The sequence below is a fragment of the Paraburkholderia sp. MM5482-R2 genome (assembly GCF_050436125.1).
GTDB lineage: Bacteria > Pseudomonadota > Gammaproteobacteria > Burkholderiales > Burkholderiaceae > Paraburkholderia > Paraburkholderia tuberum.
On the sequence record NZ_JBNDLP010000002.1, the window covers coordinates 636904 to 653162 of the forward strand.

Below are 16259 nucleotides of genomic sequence, written 5' to 3' on the forward strand. Positions count from 1 at the left end.
TAGCAACAACCTTCACGTCGCTAACCCCATCCTCGTCCTGACCGTTGTTTCCAGATAGCTATAGAATCCGGCAGTCTTCAAGTCGTTTCCGACTAAAGCAATACTATTACCGACCATATGTCCTTCCGGTCTCATCTCTTGCTATGACCTACCTAGCAGTTTCGGGGAACCGTGTTCGCTTGCGAGAACTGCTGTGTATTACTGCGTTTGTAGTTGTATGTAGTAGGAGGGAGAGCGCTAACAGCGTCGAGACTAGCGAGCGTTGCTGCGCTTCCCATGATTGCCAAACCGATGTTTGCCAAGCTTGAAATCTGTGACTCGAATTAACCTAGTCTTTTAATTCAAGAGTATTTATGTTCCTGTGTCGAGTCTAGTGCACACCGTCAGATGGATCAATATTCTTGTGATGGATATTCGATGGTTCGTCCACGTGATCCGTAGACCTGGAGTTGCTTCGCTGAATTGGGATGCGTCAGTTGTTGGGTTGCGAGATGCTGGTCTCGACGCAAGACGTCCAGATCGGGCCGCGTTGAGAAAGCAAAGCTTTTTGCTAAAAGCTTTAGTTTTTACATAAGCTCTTGTTTCTTATGAAGATCAAGCCTTGTCGATTATTTGTTGATTACCGTAACCAAAGAATACACCCTATGGCGTGTGGAATTCATTGATTTCGGAGATCAGCACATGAAGCAGGCCAAAACTTTGACCGAAAAGGAACTGAAGCAGGTACTGACCTACATTTCATTGAACCGGCACGCGGCGCGCAATCGGGCAATGCTGCTGCTGACTCATTGGGCCGGTATGCGTGTAGGCGAGGTCGCTGCCTTGCGAATCGGCGACGTACTGAACGCCGACAACTCGATTAAATCCGAAATCCGCTTGCTTGCAGAACAGACGAAAGGTCGGCATGCGCGAACGGTGTTTGTCGGTCAGAGGCTTCGCAAGGAACTGATGGCGTATGTTGCGACACTGAAATGTCGGTCAACCGACAAACCGCTGTTCGCTACGCAGAAGCGCGACGGCTTTTCAGCTAATACCTTGTGTCAGCACTTCCACTGGCTGTACAAAGAAGTTGGCATCGACGGGGCGAGCAGCCACTCTGGCCGACGCTCGTTTATCACGACTCTGGCAAGCAAGGGCGTGGGTGTTCGAGTGCTGATGGCGCTTGCGGGGCATCGGGACATCTCGACGACGCAGCGATACATTGACGTGAACGACGAGATGCAGCGTGCAGCGGTGGATCTGGTTTGAAGCATCTCGATTTAATCGAGATGTGCAGCACGGGTTGATATGAGCTTGCCTACGGCAAGTTCGATAGTCGGACTTATCCGTTTGGCCGACATGCTCAAGTTCGCTACGAGATTGCCGATATACATGGTTCGTCAGTAGACTTGTCGTCGAAAATATCGGGAATTCGCTTGAGAAGCACGGGAATCGCTGCCGCCGTTAGCGGCCTTACATTGGCTCTGGCTTGCCAGCATGTTTCGGCACAGAGTTCGGTGACGCTGTACGGCATGACGGATTTGAGCATCCGTTATCTGACGAATGCTGATGCACAGAACGACAGTCGGCTGTTCATGGCTAACGGCGCTGTCATCAATAGTCACGTTGGGCTGCAAGGGGCGGAAGACCTTGGAGGTGGGCTGAAAGCCGTCTTCCAGTTGGAAAGCAATATCAATCCGCAGAACGGTAGCCTTGGCGATATCGGGCGACTTTTCGACAGTACGGCGGATGTTGGCTTATCCGGCGACTTCGGTACGTTGACGTTGGGCCGTCAGACAACACCGCTGTTTAATCAACTGGTCTTCACGTACGACCCGCTGACTTACGCCAACTATCCAGAAAATTCGTGGTTGCCTTACGCACTTGGTGCGGGGCTTACCGTTGATAACTCGATCAAGTACGTCGGCCAGTTCGGTGGCCTGTACATCGGCGCGATCTACTCGTTCGGCAATAACTATGAGTCGAGCGGTGCAGACGGTTTCTCCGGGCAGGCTCCGGGTCATATGGGAGCCGGCAATATGTTCGGGTTCCTCGCGTCGTATGCACATGGTCCGCTCAGCATCGGTGCCGGTCTACAGCAGGTCAGCGACAACTCGAACAACAAGCAGACGCTTTATCACGCAGATATCAGGTACGTCATCGCCCAGGCGAAGCTCTATCTCGGGTATATGCATTCGCAGGACAATACCGGCCTTGTCGATACGCTGCTGGCGGAGCAGCCGATTCCAGACATCGGGCAGTTGAAGAATACGGATCGCATCGATGACGGTCCGTTTGCTGGCGTATCGTGGCAGGTGAGCGCTCGGATCTTGCTTACCGGCGCGGTTTACTACGATCACATGCGAAATGCGACGACGGCCGGCGGTACGCTAGCGAGTGGTAATCGCTACACAGTCGTCGCTTTAGCTGAATATTTGCTGTCGAAACGCACCGAGGTGTATGGCACGGTCGATTTCAACAAGGTCAGCGGAGCGGCGGCGGTGGAGTTGCCGGGTCGCAGCAACCAGACAGGTGTCGCAATTGGCCTGCGAAATTTCTTCTGACCGCTGATGCATACGAAGACAAGTCCGATTGTCGGACCTGGCCGGTTACAACAACAGTTGTGGGAAAGTCAGGCTCCTTTTGCAGCCTTTGCGAATGCGTCGGCAAGCTTGTCAAAATGTTTGAGCGCGGCAGGCGTGAGTTCGATTTGCTTGCGACGAGCGTCTTCCGTATCGGTGAGCTGCAACCAGCCCTTTTCTCGCATCGATGTGATTCGGGCGTGTAATGTGGCAGGCGACCCCAGCTCGCCTTGCGCCATCATGTCCCGTACTGACAGCCGGTTCTTGGTCTGTGTTGCGCGAGCAACAAACTCAAGTATCCGCTCTTCGAGCGGATCGAGCGCGGCAAGCGTAGGCAAACCACGCAACGCCTCTGTCAGTTGCAGGAATCGCAGGTAGATATCAGCAGGACGTGTCATTGCTTACGAACTGTTGAGGATGGGCTGTTGAAGACAGGCGCTCGCGGTAGGACATGCGGGCGCGTTATGATTCGCTCGGTCATAAACATGGAAAGGTAGTTTACCGCAATGTCTAGCTTACGTTTGCATTTCTGGTCGATCACGGCCACAGTGATCGCCTTTTTGGTGTCGCTGTGGATCAACCAGGAGGTGTTCACTCACACGTCTTTCGTTCGAGGCATAAACTGGATTTTCCTGCCGTCCGGTGTTCGGCTTCTCAGTACGTTACTGGTTGGCGTCGATGGGTTCGCCGGCCTCTTGGTTGGCGGTCTACTGATGGACTTTTTCTATTGGTTCCCGCACGACCCTGTTCGCGCAATCGCGGGAGCCATTCTGGGTTCACTAGCGCCCTATCTGGTTTATAGGCTTGCGCTGGAGCGCTACGATCTCAAGGCGTCGTTGACAAATCTCACGCCGAAGCGATTGCTCGTACTGGCGGTTGCGTACTCGGTGGCGAATCCGCTGCTGCATCACATGTGGTTCGCGTTGCAAGGCAATACGCGGAACATTGGTGAAAGTTTCGTCATGATGTTCGTGGGCGATTTGACCGGCGCGTTGATCATGCTGTATGTGATGAAGGGCATTCTGGCCTTGTTGCCGAAACAGCCAGGCGATTCCCGCATGTCCCATCGCATGTTCAGCATTCAGCTCGCGTTGAACAGCGCATATAACAATCAGTCGGCGTGCTAAGGGTCGGTAAGGCGGTCGACTTGCCGTCCGTGGCCTATACAGGCGCTCAGACCGCTGGTCGCTGGATGCCATGAAGCAGTGCGAAGGGGTTATCGACGGATAGCCCTTCGCGTGTTCCCTTGGCCGTTCTATTTGTATAGAAGTGTGATCATGTCAAATTTATTGATCGTGGTGAATGAGTCCAGCGTCTTGGAGTCACCTTTCGTCCCAGCCCAGACTCGAGGCAAGTGCATGCCCTGTCTTTCTGTAACCATCCGGACTTAGATGAGTCAGGTCGGTCCCCATGAGTGAAGGCGCCGCGAGTGCCCATCCATAGCTTCCCCCCGGTCCGCCCATCAGATCCTGCCAGTTCCACGCACCGCAATTGAATTGCCGGCCTACCTGCTGCTGGACTTCCTCAATCTGCTGATGGATCCTGCTGAACAAAAGCAGGTCTGGAACCTTGCCATTACGCCCTGTCAGTACTCCCCGATCTGGAGGGCCGACCAAAACGCAAGATGCTGATGGGAAAACTCGGCGCAGATTGGTCAGGGCTATTTTCAAAGCTGACGCGTACTGGTTGCGATCAAATCGTGGAGCATTCCCCTCGTTGGTACCGTACTCGAGTATCACGGCATCGTAATTCACCCCATTAAGCGCTTGGGCGAGATAGTCGGGATCTAAATTGCTCCAGCCGCGCGCCGTCGACGACGGTATGCCAAATACATCAAAGGTCACTTTTGGCAGTTCTTCATAGTCCAAGATGAATCCGTGCAACACAAATATGCCCTGCGCCACGCGAAGCCTGACGGTCGAGATCGGCTCGTCGGCGCTGATCGTCAGTGTCTGGCTCTCGTTCGTCGCGCTTAGGATTGCCTGTTGTTTCGGGCCATTGTTGACGGAGAGATCAAGCGTGCTGCCACCAGGCGCGCGGTAGACGATCTGCAGTTGGCGAATTGTCGGCTGCAGGTTGGCATTTCGGAGGTCGAGCCAAAGGTAGCTGTCAATTCCACCTTCTGCAACACGATCTGCCAGACCCGGGCCGGTTTGCAACGGTGCCGTCGCAGTGTACGACAGCTGCGTTGACCACCCGTCGCCGATACAATAGTCACGAAGCGCTGACAGACGCGTGTTTGCACGGCCCATAGTCGGCGGCAAATAACGTGTGCCAACGGTCAGGCCCCGCGCGCGTAGTGAATCCATCATGGTCGATGCGAAGGGACCTGCAGCAATGTGGCTGTCACCCCAAAAGGCGATACGACGAGTTTTCTCCGCATCATGAATGGCGAAACCAGGAATTAGCTGTGGGTCAATCAGCGGCTGACTACGAATGACAGTGTTCCTCAACAGGCCTAATTCGGAATTGCTTGGTATCCGTGAACTACGATCTAGCCGGGGAGACTGTTTGAGCACTGTCTTTATAGGCCGAGGCAACGCGGCAGGACAGGCGAAGTTATCTGTATCTTGTCCTGAGACGAAGTTCACGGTGTTTTGTGCGTAGGACGTCCCCGTTAGCATTAGTGCAAAAAGGCAGGATTTCAGTATGTTGCTTATGTGGAATTGCAAGGATGATGGCACTTTGTGAATCTCTCCTGTTATTGCGAGCCTGCACCGGCCCGGATTTCCGGTAAGCCCTTTTGCTTCAGATATGCTCGATGCTTCGAGCGGACATAGGCGTCGTACAGGCCGTTTGGTGAAAGGCCCAACAGTATTTCGAGGTTCCGGACGGCATCATCGCGCTCACCGATATAAAAATGCTTCGAGATCACACTCTGTGGCGTGTATGTGAATAATGACTCGGCAGGTGGCCGACCGACAACAGAAAGACATCCCCAACCTTGGAACCCGACGGGCTTCACCACTTTCCCATCCGGCCTCTTCCAACCTTGAGTCGAAATGCGATTGGCAACTTCGATCTGATCTTGCGCGGTTGCCTGTGCGGGAGTTGGCGCGAACTCCCGGCCACCCCACTGGGCCCAGGTTCCAAGATAGATGCCAAGTCCACCGGCAAAGCGTCCGCTATGCTGCCAGTTCAACCCGGTTTCGCAGCGCGCAATTTTCTCCCAAAACGCGTCGGGTGCCATCGGATGGGGCAGAGGTTCCAATGCGATCGATTGATCTCTTGCCGCTGTTGATTGGGCTTCCTTGGTCTCCAAGGGTGAAGAACTGGAAGCTGTCACTGCTTGGGGAACGAAATGTCCCGCTCGCATGATTTCAGCAATGTAGGCTCGCTGACCTTTAACGGTCAAATGAACGCCGTCCGAGACGAAGTAGCCAGGCTGGCCCTCAGATACATCGCGCCAATTGGCCAGCCGGAGGTTTGGGAACTCCGGCGCGACCCGGTCAAACAGGGCGTTGTTCGCGTTCATCCATTGCCGTGGCACGTGAGTATTTACCAGGACAACTCTCTTCCTGTCAGAAAGTAGAAAAAGAATCTTCCGCAATTGATCTTCGGTTACGTAGCCGTTCGTGCCCAAGTGTATTAGTACCGCGGGGCGAAGCTGGTTGCTATGGATAAGCTCCTTAATCTGTGCGATAACGTTCGCCGCCTGCCAGCCTACCGTTGCGTGAACATCCGTTCCCGGAAGCATTACGTTGAGTAGCCTGCTTGATCCCAGAAGCACGGAGTCGCCAACAGCCGTCAAATCATTTCCGCTGAAAGATTGAATCGCCGGCTGCGCTGGTGTCACTGGATTTTCAGGGGCTCTACTTGGTGTGGACAGTGCCACCAGCTGAATCCTCGGGGCGCTGGCATCGACATCAAGTGCGTCGCGGACGTCCTGCGCCGGCATTGCCTTGCTTGGTGCAAGATACAGAATCGTGCCGGTTCCGCCGGCCATCAACGATAAAGTGACGACAATTGACGCGAAACGCAATTGCGTCCGAAGGCGCACTTCATGCGCACAGAAATCACGCCAGAGCCGCTCAATAGCGCCGTGGCGAATAGGCTTTTCCAAATACTCGTACGATAGCGCCGATATGCTGACGGTGAGCGCGATCCGTAGCAAAAAATTGACGGTTGTACCAAGATTCTGCACGTCGATCCCAGGGCGGGTCAGCATGAAAATTGGCCAATGCCAGAGATACATTCCATAGGAACGCTCTCCTGTCCAGCGCATTGCAGGGGTGTCGAGCCAGCGCCCGAAAGGTGAGCCTGGACAAGTCGCCCCGAGGACCAGTAGTGCGCTAGTCAATGCAGACAGGAGGAAGCCCCACGGATAAAGCCATGCAGTCTGCTCGCCCAGCAGGCCGAACAGAAAGAGCATTGTCACGAGTGCGCCAAGCCCGAGCACACAAGCGATGCGGCCTCGCAACTGCTTCGGTGAATCGGGAGAGGGCCTGGGGTTCCACAAAAGGCCAAGCGTTGCGCCAATGAGAAGCGGGAAGCCGTGCGTGTCAGTACCAAAGTAAAGTCGCGACGAAACCGTCTCTCCGAGGGAGCCGATTTTCATCGCGCTCACCGCCATGCATGTGACAGAAGCAACTGCCATCAAGGCGGCAAGCGCAGCTATTCCACGGCGACTGAGGCGACGCGCACTGATCAGGACGATCGGTGCCCAGAAGACATAGAATTGTTCTTCGATTGCCAGCGACCACAAATGCTGCAGCAACGGTGGCCGCCCCATCGCCTCAAAGTAGGAGGTCTTGTGCCAAATCAGCTCCCAGTTCGTCGCATAAAAGAGAGAAGCTGTCGCATCGCCACGCAGTTGAGGAAGCGCATCAACGGCACCGAGCGCCGCTACAAGCACAACTGCTGCAACCATGAAGTACGACGCCGGAAGCAGTCGCTTTGCACGACGCCAGTAAAACTGAAATAACGTGCTGTGAATTCCGTCCTGAGTATCCTTGACTAACAGGCTTGTGATGATAAACCCGGAAATAACAAAGAAGACATCGACGCCAAGGTATCCACCTTGCGCCCAGGTAATATCAGCATGAAATAGCATGACTGCAATTAAAGCTATGGCGCGAAGGCCATCGAGTCCAGGTAGTCTTAAGGTAGGGTCTCTTGCCGGAAATGACGACATACTTCCCTCAATGCATGGGCTTTGGTTTCGAATACGGAATCAACTGGATGCATCGCGACGTCGGTAAGCTGCAGCCCGCCCTTCCGCACACATCGACGTGATGTGAGCACGAAGCGCGCACAAGTCCCATGTTCGCTTTGCCCACCATGTCTCAGACGGACCACGGTTCGAATCTGGGGGGGCGATATCGGTGGTTGCTGCCGACACTGAGGCCACTCAATGAATCTGTTGCTCTTATTTTTTATTGGATATGCCGGATCTTTCCTCAATCGTAAGACATTGCATGTTTTATTGGCTGGCTAAGAGCTAACAAGCGATCGCGCCATTTATGGAAATTTAATCATTTTCCTTTCGCACGCGATCTTCGCACTCGCTATATTTCTGCTTTCGCTCGGCTATTGCCTCGTCAAGGTGATCCGCTGAATTTGTGTAGGCTCCCACGGAGTTGTTATAGTCCTGAGTGGCGTGCGCTACATTTAGGATTTCCTTCGGAACATAGGGATAGGCTCCGCAGCGTGACTGAATTAACGCATCCAGTGCGGCAGACTTTTCACGGCTGAGCTTTGCTGCCTTGGCAGCTTGCTGTGCCTCTGCATCGTCGAGCGTGAGACGATGTTTTATACCGAGGGGGACCAGCACCGCACCGAAAATAAGCAGAACAATTGGTGCTTTGGAAGCGAAGTTCATGCGACCGCGCTTTTTTAGAATGAAAAGCGCGATGGCAGCAATGACGCAGAGTGAGCCTGCTGCGCTCAATGCGGTGCTGAACAGGTAGTAGAGAATGTACAGGCCAATCAAAAATCCAAACATTCCAGCTAGAAATTGCAACTTGTACTCCGAGATTTCAAGTAACTATTCGCAGCGGCGCGCCTGGCGGGGCACGATATACCGGCTGACTATGGTCAGCCGATCGCATTACAGGTTGCGCTGTCCGTCAGGAATGTTGTTGTCTCACGACCTTGCTGCTTACGGCAACGAGTTTGCCGTTATCGGCGCGATACGCAGTCAATTCAATCGTAGCCGGGCAACATTGGGCGTCGTCGTCGCCCAGTTCGAGACTTTTAACGTAAAGCAGTCCGTCCTTGAAGGACATCTGCTGGATGCCCTTCGTACCGATTTGATTCGAGTGGCCGGTCGCCCAGAATACTTCGAAGGAGTCTGCCCACCAGTTGCCTCCATCGGTCGGTTCAACGCCAAATGACATTACCGTGACTTGTCCGATACCTGCCATTTCCCCTGTCGCCACCTTGCTTCCCTTCCAGTTGACGGCAACCCGATTTGAGCGTGTTTCACGAGTAACGGCTTGGCGAGCTTTCTTGATATCAACCACCTGAGAGCCTTCAGCATGAACGGACAATGCGGTAGATAGCGCTGCAGACGAGAAGGCCGTCACAAGTGCGAGTTTTTTGAGTTGATTCACGATTTTTAAAAATGCGAGACCTGGCCTGCTTTTTGGTAGGACGAGCCGATGCTGCGCATCCGCAAAGCGCAGCAAATACCCGATATTTTTTCTTTGGTTGGTCACTTGCAGCGCCGAAGCGTTTCAGAATCATTGACGTGAAGCGCGCCATTTGACAGGACGAATGTATCCGTCCCGGTAGATGTGTTGCCTTCCACGTTGCATGTGAAGTCTCCGATGAAAGAAACACGGTCAGCGCGAATGACTTTTTTAAGGTCGCAACCGGTTTCGTATTGTTGATATCCGGTTGCGCTGACGTTAAAGCCCTGGTCTGTGACTCCATCCTGCTTATAGGTTTTACATTCTGCGGCTGATGGCGTCCAGACGCCTTGAAACTGCCTCGGGATCGAAGCGGCTGCGACAGCCGAACCGCAACAAGCGATCATCCAGGCCGAGAGTAGAGAATTGCGTAGATTTTTGAACATTTTAGGTCTATTTTTTTATCCGGCGTAAAGGGGGCAGAATTAGTGAAATGACTCGCTGTTCGAGCTCCCGTCCGCTCGCAAAACTGTTAAGCGTCGCGGTGCTTCTTGAGCATTTTTTATTTGAACCAGCGAGACGCATCTTTCACCTTCGCCGTCCCGGTATCCTGCATCAGGGACTTGGCGCCCTCCGAAACGTTGCGGTTTGAATCGGCCTTCGACTGGATCACGTCCGTCCGCGCCTTGTCGCGTGCCAATTCGGCGTTGATGACATCGTTCTCGCGGTTCACGCGCGTTTGCTGGGCCTGCAACTGGAGACTGCGCTGCTGCAAGTCGATGTCGCGCATCTGGTCTGCGTACGCCTCATCTTTCGATTGCCGCGCGGCTCGTGCGGTAGCGGCTGCCTTCAGACGCGCCTGCGCCGCTGAATGGTCGGCTGCCGCGATTGCATCGCGTCGCCGTTGTTCGGCCTCGGCCGCGCGTTCTTCGCGGTCACGCTCGCGCGCTTGGGCCTCTTGCTCGCGTTGCAGTTCTGCTTGTGCGGCAGCTTGCTGCGCGGCCTCACGAGCATTCTGCTCGGTGACCGCCGCATTCACGGCGCCTAACTGCGAGGTCAAGGTCGGTTGAGAGCGAGCGGGCAATACAAGCGCGAAGGCGACGCTTCCCGCGAGAACCGTCATTGCCGTCACTCTTTTCATTTTGCCGCCGTCGTGGTTGGGCACGCTGCGTTAGGCTGGACGCGCGTTTCGTTGGGACCGGTGGAAACCACTTCGGCAATGCCTTGCGTGAATTCGCAGGCTTTACCGACCTGCGTCGAGCTGAAGACCTTCCCCGCGTCCTTATAGGTCAGTTGCACCCCATCCACAAGAACCTTGTCAGAAACAAGGGAGCCGGCGGCAGCGCCTGCTGCCGCTCCGCCGGCCACACCGAGGATCGCATTCTGTTGCTTGATCGCGTGGCCGCCGTGGGTAGCAGCGGTGGCTGCGGCGCCACCGGCAATGGCACCAAGAAGGCCACCGACGATTTGCGCTGCCTGCTTGCCTTGCGCGTTATCGACCTGAACCTTCGCCGGCAGAATCGCGATGATCTCGACCGTCTTGACCTCTTGCCGGGAGTTCAATTGCGCCGTCGTATAGGTGCTCGCGGAATATTGTTCCCCTGTCGCTTGGCAACCGGCGAGCAGTGCAAGTGTCGCAGCGCATGCAAGCGCAAAAGTGGACGACTTCAGAGTTGCGTTCATAGTGTTCTCACGTTGTTCGATATGTGCGGGGCCGCCCTTAACGTTGCATATCGATATAAAAAACATATCGATATGGTCGAAAGGCCCCTACTGGGGGTTATCGGCTGGCCGCCGTTCTACTTTAGGATCAACGACAAAAAATTTTGGGCGGTCTGTGCTGGCGGCTAAGCCCCCACGGAGGGTGGTCGACCGCGCCGAGTCCGCTAATCGGACTTGCGGCAGCCCTATGAATTGTCAGTTAGACCGGCAACTGAGCAATGGTCGGGCTCCCTTGTAGCTATGGCGAAAGCCTCGCCAAGCTTATCGAAGTGATGCAGCGCAGCTGGCGTAAGTTCGATCTGCTTGCGGCGCGCGTCCTCCGTCATGCTGAGCATAACGAATCCCTTTTTTCGCATAGACGATATACGGGCGTGAACGGTAGCTGGCGAACCAAACTCGGATCGCGACATTAGGTCACGAACTGATAGTCTCTCTTTGCCAAGGCTAGCACGTGCGACGAATTCCAGTATGCGCGCTTCGAGTGCGTCAAGTGCGGGCAATCCGAGCGATCCTTCGCTCAACTCCAGAAAGCGAATATATGTATCGGCAGGGCGTTTCATCGCTTACATGTTCAGAAGGGCGGTGTGAGGCACACAAGGGGGCGAAAGGCTGGCCTTGTCCGTAGCGACCAAAAATCAAGGCCAACATTTTCTGGTGTGCGATCAGCGCTTCTTGGTTACCTGACCGTCGAAGCCACAAGCTGCACCGTGGAAAGACATGCAGCCGTCCTCTGACACTTTTGCCTTCTTCCCTGTTTTGTCAAAACTCACTGTGACAACGCAGGAAGCAGTGTCGGAGTCCTTCACAAATGGGCTGAGTCGCAGGCCGTTGCCTTTCAACTGCCCAATGCCCACGAAATCGCCGGCGCAACCTTGAGCACCTACCTCTGCATGAGCGACGACCAGTCCTTTGTCACTATCGGCGGTGATGGTCCGCAAAGACATGTCGCTGCCATCGCCTCTCCCTGCAAAGTCGCCCTCGACAGCATAAGGTGTTACTTGCGCGTGCGCTGTCAGAGGCATTGCGAATGCGAGTGCCAGAAATACTTTCTTCATGGTGATTATCCTGATCATCTAATGCTATTGATTACGGTGCAATCTTCAAAATGACCGATGGTTGTTCGGCCACGGATAGACATCTCTTCCATGGCGTGACGAAACCCGGCCCGTCACTTGGATAGGCGCTCATACAGAACGGGCCAATCGACTGCGAGCAGAGGTATCGTTTTATCGTTGCGTGACCAATACGCGAAGAAACGTGTCCAGCCTTCAAGGAAAATGCCTTTGCCGGGACTGAGCAAGCAAGGTTGCCTTGCGACCAAGGGCATGCTCGTCGGCGGAAATTGTGCAGCGACAGTGTCAAGCATTGTCGACCGGACGTTCTCCAAATTTTCGCTGTGCATGCCGACCGAGAGGTAGCGCTCTACTGCTTCCGCCACACAAGTCGTGCTGAGTTCAACATAAGCAGCGCGAACTTCGTTGTGAGTCACCGATGAGACAACTGCTTGTGCCTCTGTGTTCGCGGCTGTTCGTTTTAATACGGGAAGCTTGGCGAAATGAGGCAGCGCTCGAAAACATGTTTCACCGCCTCGCAGCGCGTCTTGAAACGCCGGATAGCACGCCAGCCACGAGGGGGAAACGCAACCGACCGGTCGAAATTCTTCGAATAGTCCATCGACCGTGGCGGTGCGTTTCTGTTGCTGCAGTTCTCTCAGGTTCATTGTTATAAAAACTATAATTATAAGATTGCAGGTTGGCAAGTGCTGTCGCGCAAGGTGACAGCTACAACTAGGTTAGCGGTTACGGCAGGACGAACTTTAGGGTGCGGCGTAAGTTTTTTTCGGTCCCGAGCTGCGGTCGTGAAGCGAGGCGCAGACGCGAGGCGGTGCGGTGCTATGTGCAACTCCACCCACAGAAAGGAGGGCGTCTCAGAATCGTTGGCATCCCTCTGAGCACTGGTGCGCCTGCGCCGCGGAGAGAATTCTGTTCGTCGACAATTGTCGGTAGCGGTCGAGTCGCGCGGAGTCGATTGCGCGTCAAAGCAAGGGCGGGCACTTCAACGCTTAATCTGCCTTGCTTCCATTGCAGACAGCGCTTCCATGAAAATCGCCTGCAAGGATGGCAGCGTCCTTTCCAGGACATCGTAAAGTCCCGTATCTCGGCTGCGCTGTTCCAGTTTTGCCCGATACAACCGAGCAGCTTCGCACCGCTTGTCGATGGGAACGAGGAAATATTCGCCGTTCTTGGTTTTGGTGGACTCGATGTCTTCCGCAAGCCCTTGCTCGTGCAAGTCGAACGCAGCGCCGATTGCCTGACCACGACTGCAACCGAGCAGCAGGTGCAGTTTGTCGAGCGAGATTTCGCCGGTTGACAGCCCGATGTCCAGCGCCTTCGCCGAGAACACGGATGTATTGAGCGTTTTTGCGAGAGCGGTTGCGTACCGGCCTTGGTACAGCGACATGAAATTGTGAAAGCGTGTGATCGCGAACATTTAATCCCGAGCTACGGCTGTTGATATAACGAGGGTAGCGAGGGGTTGCTGGATCATCAAGAAAAGACTGACGTGAGTCCGTCCGGGTAGTCTTCCAAGACAATTTGTCGACGGCGACCGGCTAACGTGTGGGCAAGCGCCTGCGCTTAAGTACGCGCAGCTTAATAGACGACGTTTTGGCGCGTTGGCCGCCCGGGACATGCCCAACTTCATAGTCGCTCTGCGAGGCGCTGGGTGCCTCTGCTGGCCGGTTTGAGGGGAATTGAAGTCAGGGGTAGTTGGCACATCGTCAAGAAAAGACTGACGCAGAGGACGCGCCAGTCCATGTGACGCATCGCGCCGACCTGTTCCGGCCACAGCGAGAGTTGTTGGTTTCCGTGCCTACCCTTGGTGGGGCTTCCGGTGGTACGACAATGTATTGAGGGTGATAGCGAGTAACAAAAATACCATAGACGAAGGCATTTTCGTTACTCGCGAGTACTCACCAGGTAGATCGTTGGCTTCCGCATTCGACTTCGAGGCGCGCTTGCTGCTGAAGGTGGGCCAGTGCTGCATCAACTGCGGGTACTACTGCTGCGGTTGGTGCTGGCGCTGCCGTGCTGCTGGTCGTGGGTTCAGGTCAGCTTACATGCTGGGCTCTGGGGCATGATGAACCCGAGCACTATCATCCCAGGTATGTACTGACCTCGATTAAATCGAGTTGCTTGCTGTAGTATCAATCGAAATGGCCCCGTTTGGGGCCATATCTTCGTGTACGAGGCAACAGTGGAAGAAAAGAAGAGCGGGTATCGCAAGGCATTCGACAAGCAGTGCAGTTCGTTCCTTCAGATGGCAGTTGGAACGTACGAAATCTGTACGCGACCATCGGGCACAGCCGACGAGTTTCTGGAGACCGTCTACAACCCGATGCTAACGGACTTCAGCCTCGACCCTGTAGCGATGCAGTCCGAGTTCAAGAAGCTCCAACGTTTGCCAGATTACAGAGATTTTCTTCGATTAGCTTGCGCCTACCAGATAGCAGCCGTTCGTGCGCTTGATAGCAATAAGGGATCGAAGTCGCTGACGTTCCTGTGCCGGGCGAACTACTACCTTGGACGAACGCAAGAGAAGGCGATGTTGACGATTGGTGTTAAACGCGTAATCAAACGTCAACGAACAGCAGCAGCAGGATCGGGAGGGAAGGGGAAAGCCGACAAACGCACCCCATTGATAGAGTACGCCCGCAAGCTGGCAGTTGACGGAGGCTACACCTCGCAGAAGCACGCAGCCATGCGGATCGTGAATCCGGTTGTTGCGAAGGCCAAAGAGCTAGGGATCCCCTTTGATGCGGAAGACCCGGCACGCTCAGTGGAAAGAATGTTGAAAGGGTTGAGGCTGGGTCGCTCCACAACACAGACCTCGAAATAACACACCACCTGCTTAGTAGGTGGTGTTTTCTGAATCTCCATAACGGCAGAATTCGTTTTGTCTCGGCGCCGACGACAAAACAACTTTACCGATAAGGAGATTTACCAGATGCAAGAAGTTAATACCGTTAAAAATGCTATTCCGGTTACGGTTACCGGTGCTGCTGATATCGAGAAGCTTTGCGAAACTCAACGCCCTGCATTTTTGCAGACTGTTAATCCACCAGCAAAGAAAGAAGCTAAGGAAGTCGCTCAGTTCCGCGAAACTGTTATTGCAGGTCAACAGAAAGGTACCGGGTATCGTGACGCTTTGAACGAAGCTTTGGCGTGTGCTTACAAGTCGTTCTACCTTTACCGTAAAGCGCCGTGGTCTGAAACGCGTAAAGAGATGTTCGACGTCTTGAAGGAGCTTGCGAAAAACGAGTTTGAAGTCCACGACAAGACGAAGCCCGAACACATTATCGTGCAGCTTACCTTTGGTGAATTGCCGATGGCTACTAAATCGCAGCGTGCTCGCCTTATGCGCCTTGCAATCTCGGAAAGCGAAGGCATTATTAAACCCGATGAGTTTATCGTCTGGTTGGGCGGCAAGGGCGGCATCGTTAATGCGCTGAAGAATCCCAACGCCAAAACTACCGAACAGAAGCAAGCTGATTGCGAAGCCAAAATGAACAGCGCACGAATCAAAGCGTCTGCGTTTAATCTTGGCAAGGTCGAGAACGTGAAAGTAACTGGGCTGCCGCCCATGATGTCAGATCGTGAAATCGCGCTTGCCATTATCGAGCGTGACGCAGAGGGCAACTTCATCGTTATGGGATTTACCGATAACCAGCACGCCATTGACGTCGCTTGCGTTGCTCACGCCAAGGCAGTGGATTCGGTTAGCAAGTCGCTGGGAGGCAAGAATGCGTAAGCTCACCGACGAAAAGGAAATTCAGGAAGTGCTCGTGACTACGCCGACACCAAATGCGGTCGCTGCTGTTGCAATGGCAGAAATGGCTCATAGCGGTCTGACCGAGCTTTGGAAATCCGGCAACGTAATTTCTGTGGTAATGGACGGCAGCGAGCAAAAGGGAGAGGCTGCCGTTATGTACAGCGTACATGTGTTGCTGAAGAAGCTGGTCGCTGATCTCAACCTTGCTAATAATGGTTCGCTCCGTCTTGACTGCAATGACCTTGAGCAGTTGAAAGATTGGAGTGGGATCTATGGTGCCCTTTTGCTCGCCGCTGGAAACGTCGAGTTGTTCTACAACAAGCGTGCGAATGCTATGCGATGGCGTCTTACAGAGAAGGGGATTGCCGCGATCTGGCAAAGCGCTGCATAAGCAATAGCTTGGCAAGTCGATTTAAATCGACTTGCCACCTTCACAGCAATTTTCGATGTGTTGTAAAGGCGCATACAGTCTCGGTCGAAGCGCAGGGCGCTTGGCAATGGCGTTTTGGCGCGTTCTCCAGCTTTGCGCTTGCCCCGCTGCGAAGCCATGCGGCCAAACGCATGGCGGCTCTTA

Annotated in this window: 18 protein-coding genes; 6 read left to right on the forward strand and 12 right to left on the reverse strand. The window is 54.2% G+C overall.

Annotated elements, in window-relative coordinates; all coding sequences use genetic code 11:
* Positions 1 to 681 precede the first annotated feature (681 nt).
* Both OKW37_RS06000 and OKW37_RS06005 read left to right on the forward strand, forming a co-directional pair.
* Positions 682 to 1248 (forward strand): tyrosine-type recombinase/integrase, encoded by a 567-nt coding sequence (locus OKW37_RS06000; RefSeq protein ID WP_429407546.1) that lies wholly within the window; start codon positions 682 to 684, stop codon positions 1246 to 1248.
* A 167-nt stretch (positions 1249 to 1415) separates the two neighbouring features.
* On the forward strand, positions 1416 to 2543 hold the full coding sequence (locus OKW37_RS06005; protein ID WP_429407544.1) for a porin: 1128 nt from the start codon (positions 1416 to 1418) through the stop codon (positions 2541 to 2543).
* Between the two features lie 68 nt (positions 2544 to 2611).
* On the opposite strand, the gene OKW37_RS06010 is transcribed toward OKW37_RS06005, so the two are convergent.
* Positions 2612 to 2959, reverse strand: a complete 348-nt coding sequence (locus OKW37_RS06010; RefSeq protein WP_429407542.1) for a winged helix-turn-helix domain-containing protein — start codon at positions 2957 to 2959, stop codon at positions 2612 to 2614.
* A gap of 108 nt (positions 2960 to 3067) precedes the next feature.
* On the opposite strand from OKW37_RS06010, the gene OKW37_RS06015 reads away from it, so the two are divergent.
* The gene (locus tag OKW37_RS06015; protein WP_429407540.1) at positions 3068 to 3688 is read left to right on the forward strand and encodes a hypothetical protein; all 621 of its coding nucleotides are present in this window, start codon (positions 3068 to 3070) and stop codon (positions 3686 to 3688) included.
* Positions 3689 to 3883: 195 nt separating this feature from the next.
* On the opposite strand, the gene OKW37_RS06020 is transcribed toward OKW37_RS06015, so the two are convergent.
* The 11 genes from OKW37_RS06020 to OKW37_RS06070 all read right to left on the reverse strand — a co-directional run bounded on the left by OKW37_RS06020 (position 3884) and on the right by OKW37_RS06070 (position 13345).
* A complete protein-coding gene (locus OKW37_RS06020) occupies positions 3884 to 5014 on the reverse strand; it encodes a GDSL-type esterase/lipase family protein (protein WP_429407538.1) in 1131 nt (376 codons plus the stop codon).
* 248 nt (positions 5015 to 5262) lie between these two features.
* Positions 5263 to 7695 carry an acyltransferase family protein gene (locus OKW37_RS06025; RefSeq protein ID WP_429407536.1) on the reverse strand — a complete coding sequence of 811 codons (2433 nt, stop codon included), beginning with the start codon at positions 7693 to 7695 and terminating at the stop codon, positions 5263 to 5265.
* 336 nt (positions 7696 to 8031) lie between these two features.
* On the reverse strand, positions 8032 to 8523 hold the full coding sequence (locus OKW37_RS06030; protein ID WP_429407534.1) for a hypothetical protein: 492 nt from the start codon (positions 8521 to 8523) through the stop codon (positions 8032 to 8034).
* Positions 8524 to 8629: 106 nt separating this feature from the next.
* Positions 8630 to 9220, reverse strand: a complete 591-nt coding sequence (locus tag OKW37_RS06035; RefSeq protein ID WP_429407532.1) for a hypothetical protein — start codon at positions 9218 to 9220, stop codon at positions 8630 to 8632.
* Positions 9217 to 9579 carry a hypothetical protein gene (locus OKW37_RS06040; protein ID WP_429407530.1) on the reverse strand — a complete coding sequence of 121 codons (363 nt, stop codon included), beginning with the start codon at positions 9577 to 9579 and terminating at the stop codon, positions 9217 to 9219. The genes OKW37_RS06035 and OKW37_RS06040 overlap by 4 nt, the downstream gene beginning before the upstream one ends.
* A 116-nt stretch (positions 9580 to 9695) precedes the next feature.
* Positions 9696 to 10256, reverse strand: a complete 561-nt coding sequence (locus tag OKW37_RS06045; RefSeq protein ID WP_429407528.1) for a DUF5384 family protein — start codon at positions 10254 to 10256, stop codon at positions 9696 to 9698.
* 14 nt (positions 10257 to 10270) lie between these two features.
* The gene (locus tag OKW37_RS06050; RefSeq protein ID WP_429407526.1) at positions 10271 to 10816 is read right to left on the reverse strand and encodes a glycine zipper 2TM domain-containing protein; all 546 of its coding nucleotides are present in this window, start codon (positions 10814 to 10816) and stop codon (positions 10271 to 10273) included.
* Between the two features lie 224 nt (positions 10817 to 11040).
* Entirely contained in the window at positions 11041 to 11415 is a 375-nt protein-coding gene (locus tag OKW37_RS06055) for a winged helix-turn-helix domain-containing protein (RefSeq protein ID WP_429407524.1), read from the reverse strand.
* 102 nt (positions 11416 to 11517) lie between these two features.
* Positions 11518 to 11910, reverse strand: coding sequence for a hypothetical protein (locus OKW37_RS06060; protein ID WP_429407522.1), 393 nt, complete (start codon positions 11908 to 11910; stop codon positions 11518 to 11520).
* 113 nt (positions 11911 to 12023) lie between these two features.
* Positions 12024 to 12575, reverse strand: coding sequence for a hypothetical protein (locus OKW37_RS06065; RefSeq protein ID WP_429407520.1), 552 nt, complete (start codon positions 12573 to 12575; stop codon positions 12024 to 12026).
* A 335-nt stretch (positions 12576 to 12910) separates the two neighbouring features.
* The gene (locus OKW37_RS06070; protein WP_429407518.1) at positions 12911 to 13345 is read right to left on the reverse strand and encodes a hypothetical protein; all 435 of its coding nucleotides are present in this window, start codon (positions 13343 to 13345) and stop codon (positions 12911 to 12913) included.
* Positions 13346 to 14110: 765 nt separating this feature from the next.
* Here OKW37_RS06070 and OKW37_RS06075 point away from each other — a divergent pair.
* From OKW37_RS06075 to OKW37_RS06085, 3 genes are all read left to right on the forward strand, one after another.
* Entirely contained in the window at positions 14111 to 14752 is a 642-nt protein-coding gene (locus tag OKW37_RS06075; RefSeq protein WP_429407516.1) for a hypothetical protein, read from the forward strand.
* 108 nt (positions 14753 to 14860) lie between these two features.
* Entirely contained in the window at positions 14861 to 15664 is an 804-nt protein-coding gene (locus OKW37_RS06080; protein ID WP_429407515.1) for a hypothetical protein, read from the forward strand.
* Positions 15657 to 16076, forward strand: a complete 420-nt coding sequence (locus OKW37_RS06085; RefSeq protein WP_429407513.1) for a hypothetical protein — start codon at positions 15657 to 15659, stop codon at positions 16074 to 16076. Before OKW37_RS06080 ends, OKW37_RS06085 begins: the two co-directional genes overlap by 8 nt.
* Positions 16077 to 16259 lie beyond the last annotated feature (183 nt).

Excerpts from the sequence above, each read along its gene's own strand:
- OKW37_RS06070 (WP_429407518.1), bottom strand. The coding sequence starts at position 13,345 with ATGTTCGCGATCACACGCTTTCACAATTTCATGTCGCTGTACCAAGGC.
- OKW37_RS06015 (WP_429407540.1), top strand. The coding sequence starts at position 3,068 with ATGTCTAGCTTACGTTTGCATTTCTGGTCGATCACGGCCACAGTGATC.
- OKW37_RS06085 (WP_429407513.1), top strand. The coding sequence starts at position 15,657 with ATGCGTAAGCTCACCGACGAAAAGGAAATTCAGGAAGTGCTCGTGACT.
- OKW37_RS06050 (WP_429407526.1), bottom strand. The coding sequence starts at position 10,816 with ATGAACGCAACTCTGAAGTCGTCCACTTTTGCGCTTGCATGCGCTGCG.
- OKW37_RS06060 (WP_429407522.1), bottom strand. The coding sequence starts at position 11,910 with ATGAAGAAAGTATTTCTGGCACTCGCATTCGCAATGCCTCTGACAGCG.
- OKW37_RS06065 (WP_429407520.1), bottom strand. The coding sequence starts at position 12,575 with ATGAACCTGAGAGAACTGCAGCAACAGAAACGCACCGCCACGGTCGAT.
- OKW37_RS06025 (WP_429407536.1), bottom strand. The coding sequence starts at position 7,695 with ATGTCGTCATTTCCGGCAAGAGACCCTACCTTAAGACTACCTGGACTC.
- OKW37_RS06010 (WP_429407542.1), bottom strand. The coding sequence starts at position 2,959 with ATGACACGTCCTGCTGATATCTACCTGCGATTCCTGCAACTGACAGAG.
- OKW37_RS06040 (WP_429407530.1), bottom strand. The coding sequence starts at position 9,579 with ATGTTCAAAAATCTACGCAATTCTCTACTCTCGGCCTGGATGATCGCT.
- OKW37_RS06045 (WP_429407528.1), bottom strand. The coding sequence starts at position 10,256 with ATGACGGTTCTCGCGGGAAGCGTCGCCTTCGCGCTTGTATTGCCCGCT.
- OKW37_RS06080 (WP_429407515.1), top strand. The coding sequence starts at position 14,861 with ATGCAAGAAGTTAATACCGTTAAAAATGCTATTCCGGTTACGGTTACC.
- OKW37_RS06000 (WP_429407546.1), top strand. The coding sequence starts at position 682 with ATGAAGCAGGCCAAAACTTTGACCGAAAAGGAACTGAAGCAGGTACTG.
- OKW37_RS06055 (WP_429407524.1), bottom strand. The coding sequence starts at position 11,415 with ATGAAACGCCCTGCCGATACATATATTCGCTTTCTGGAGTTGAGCGAA.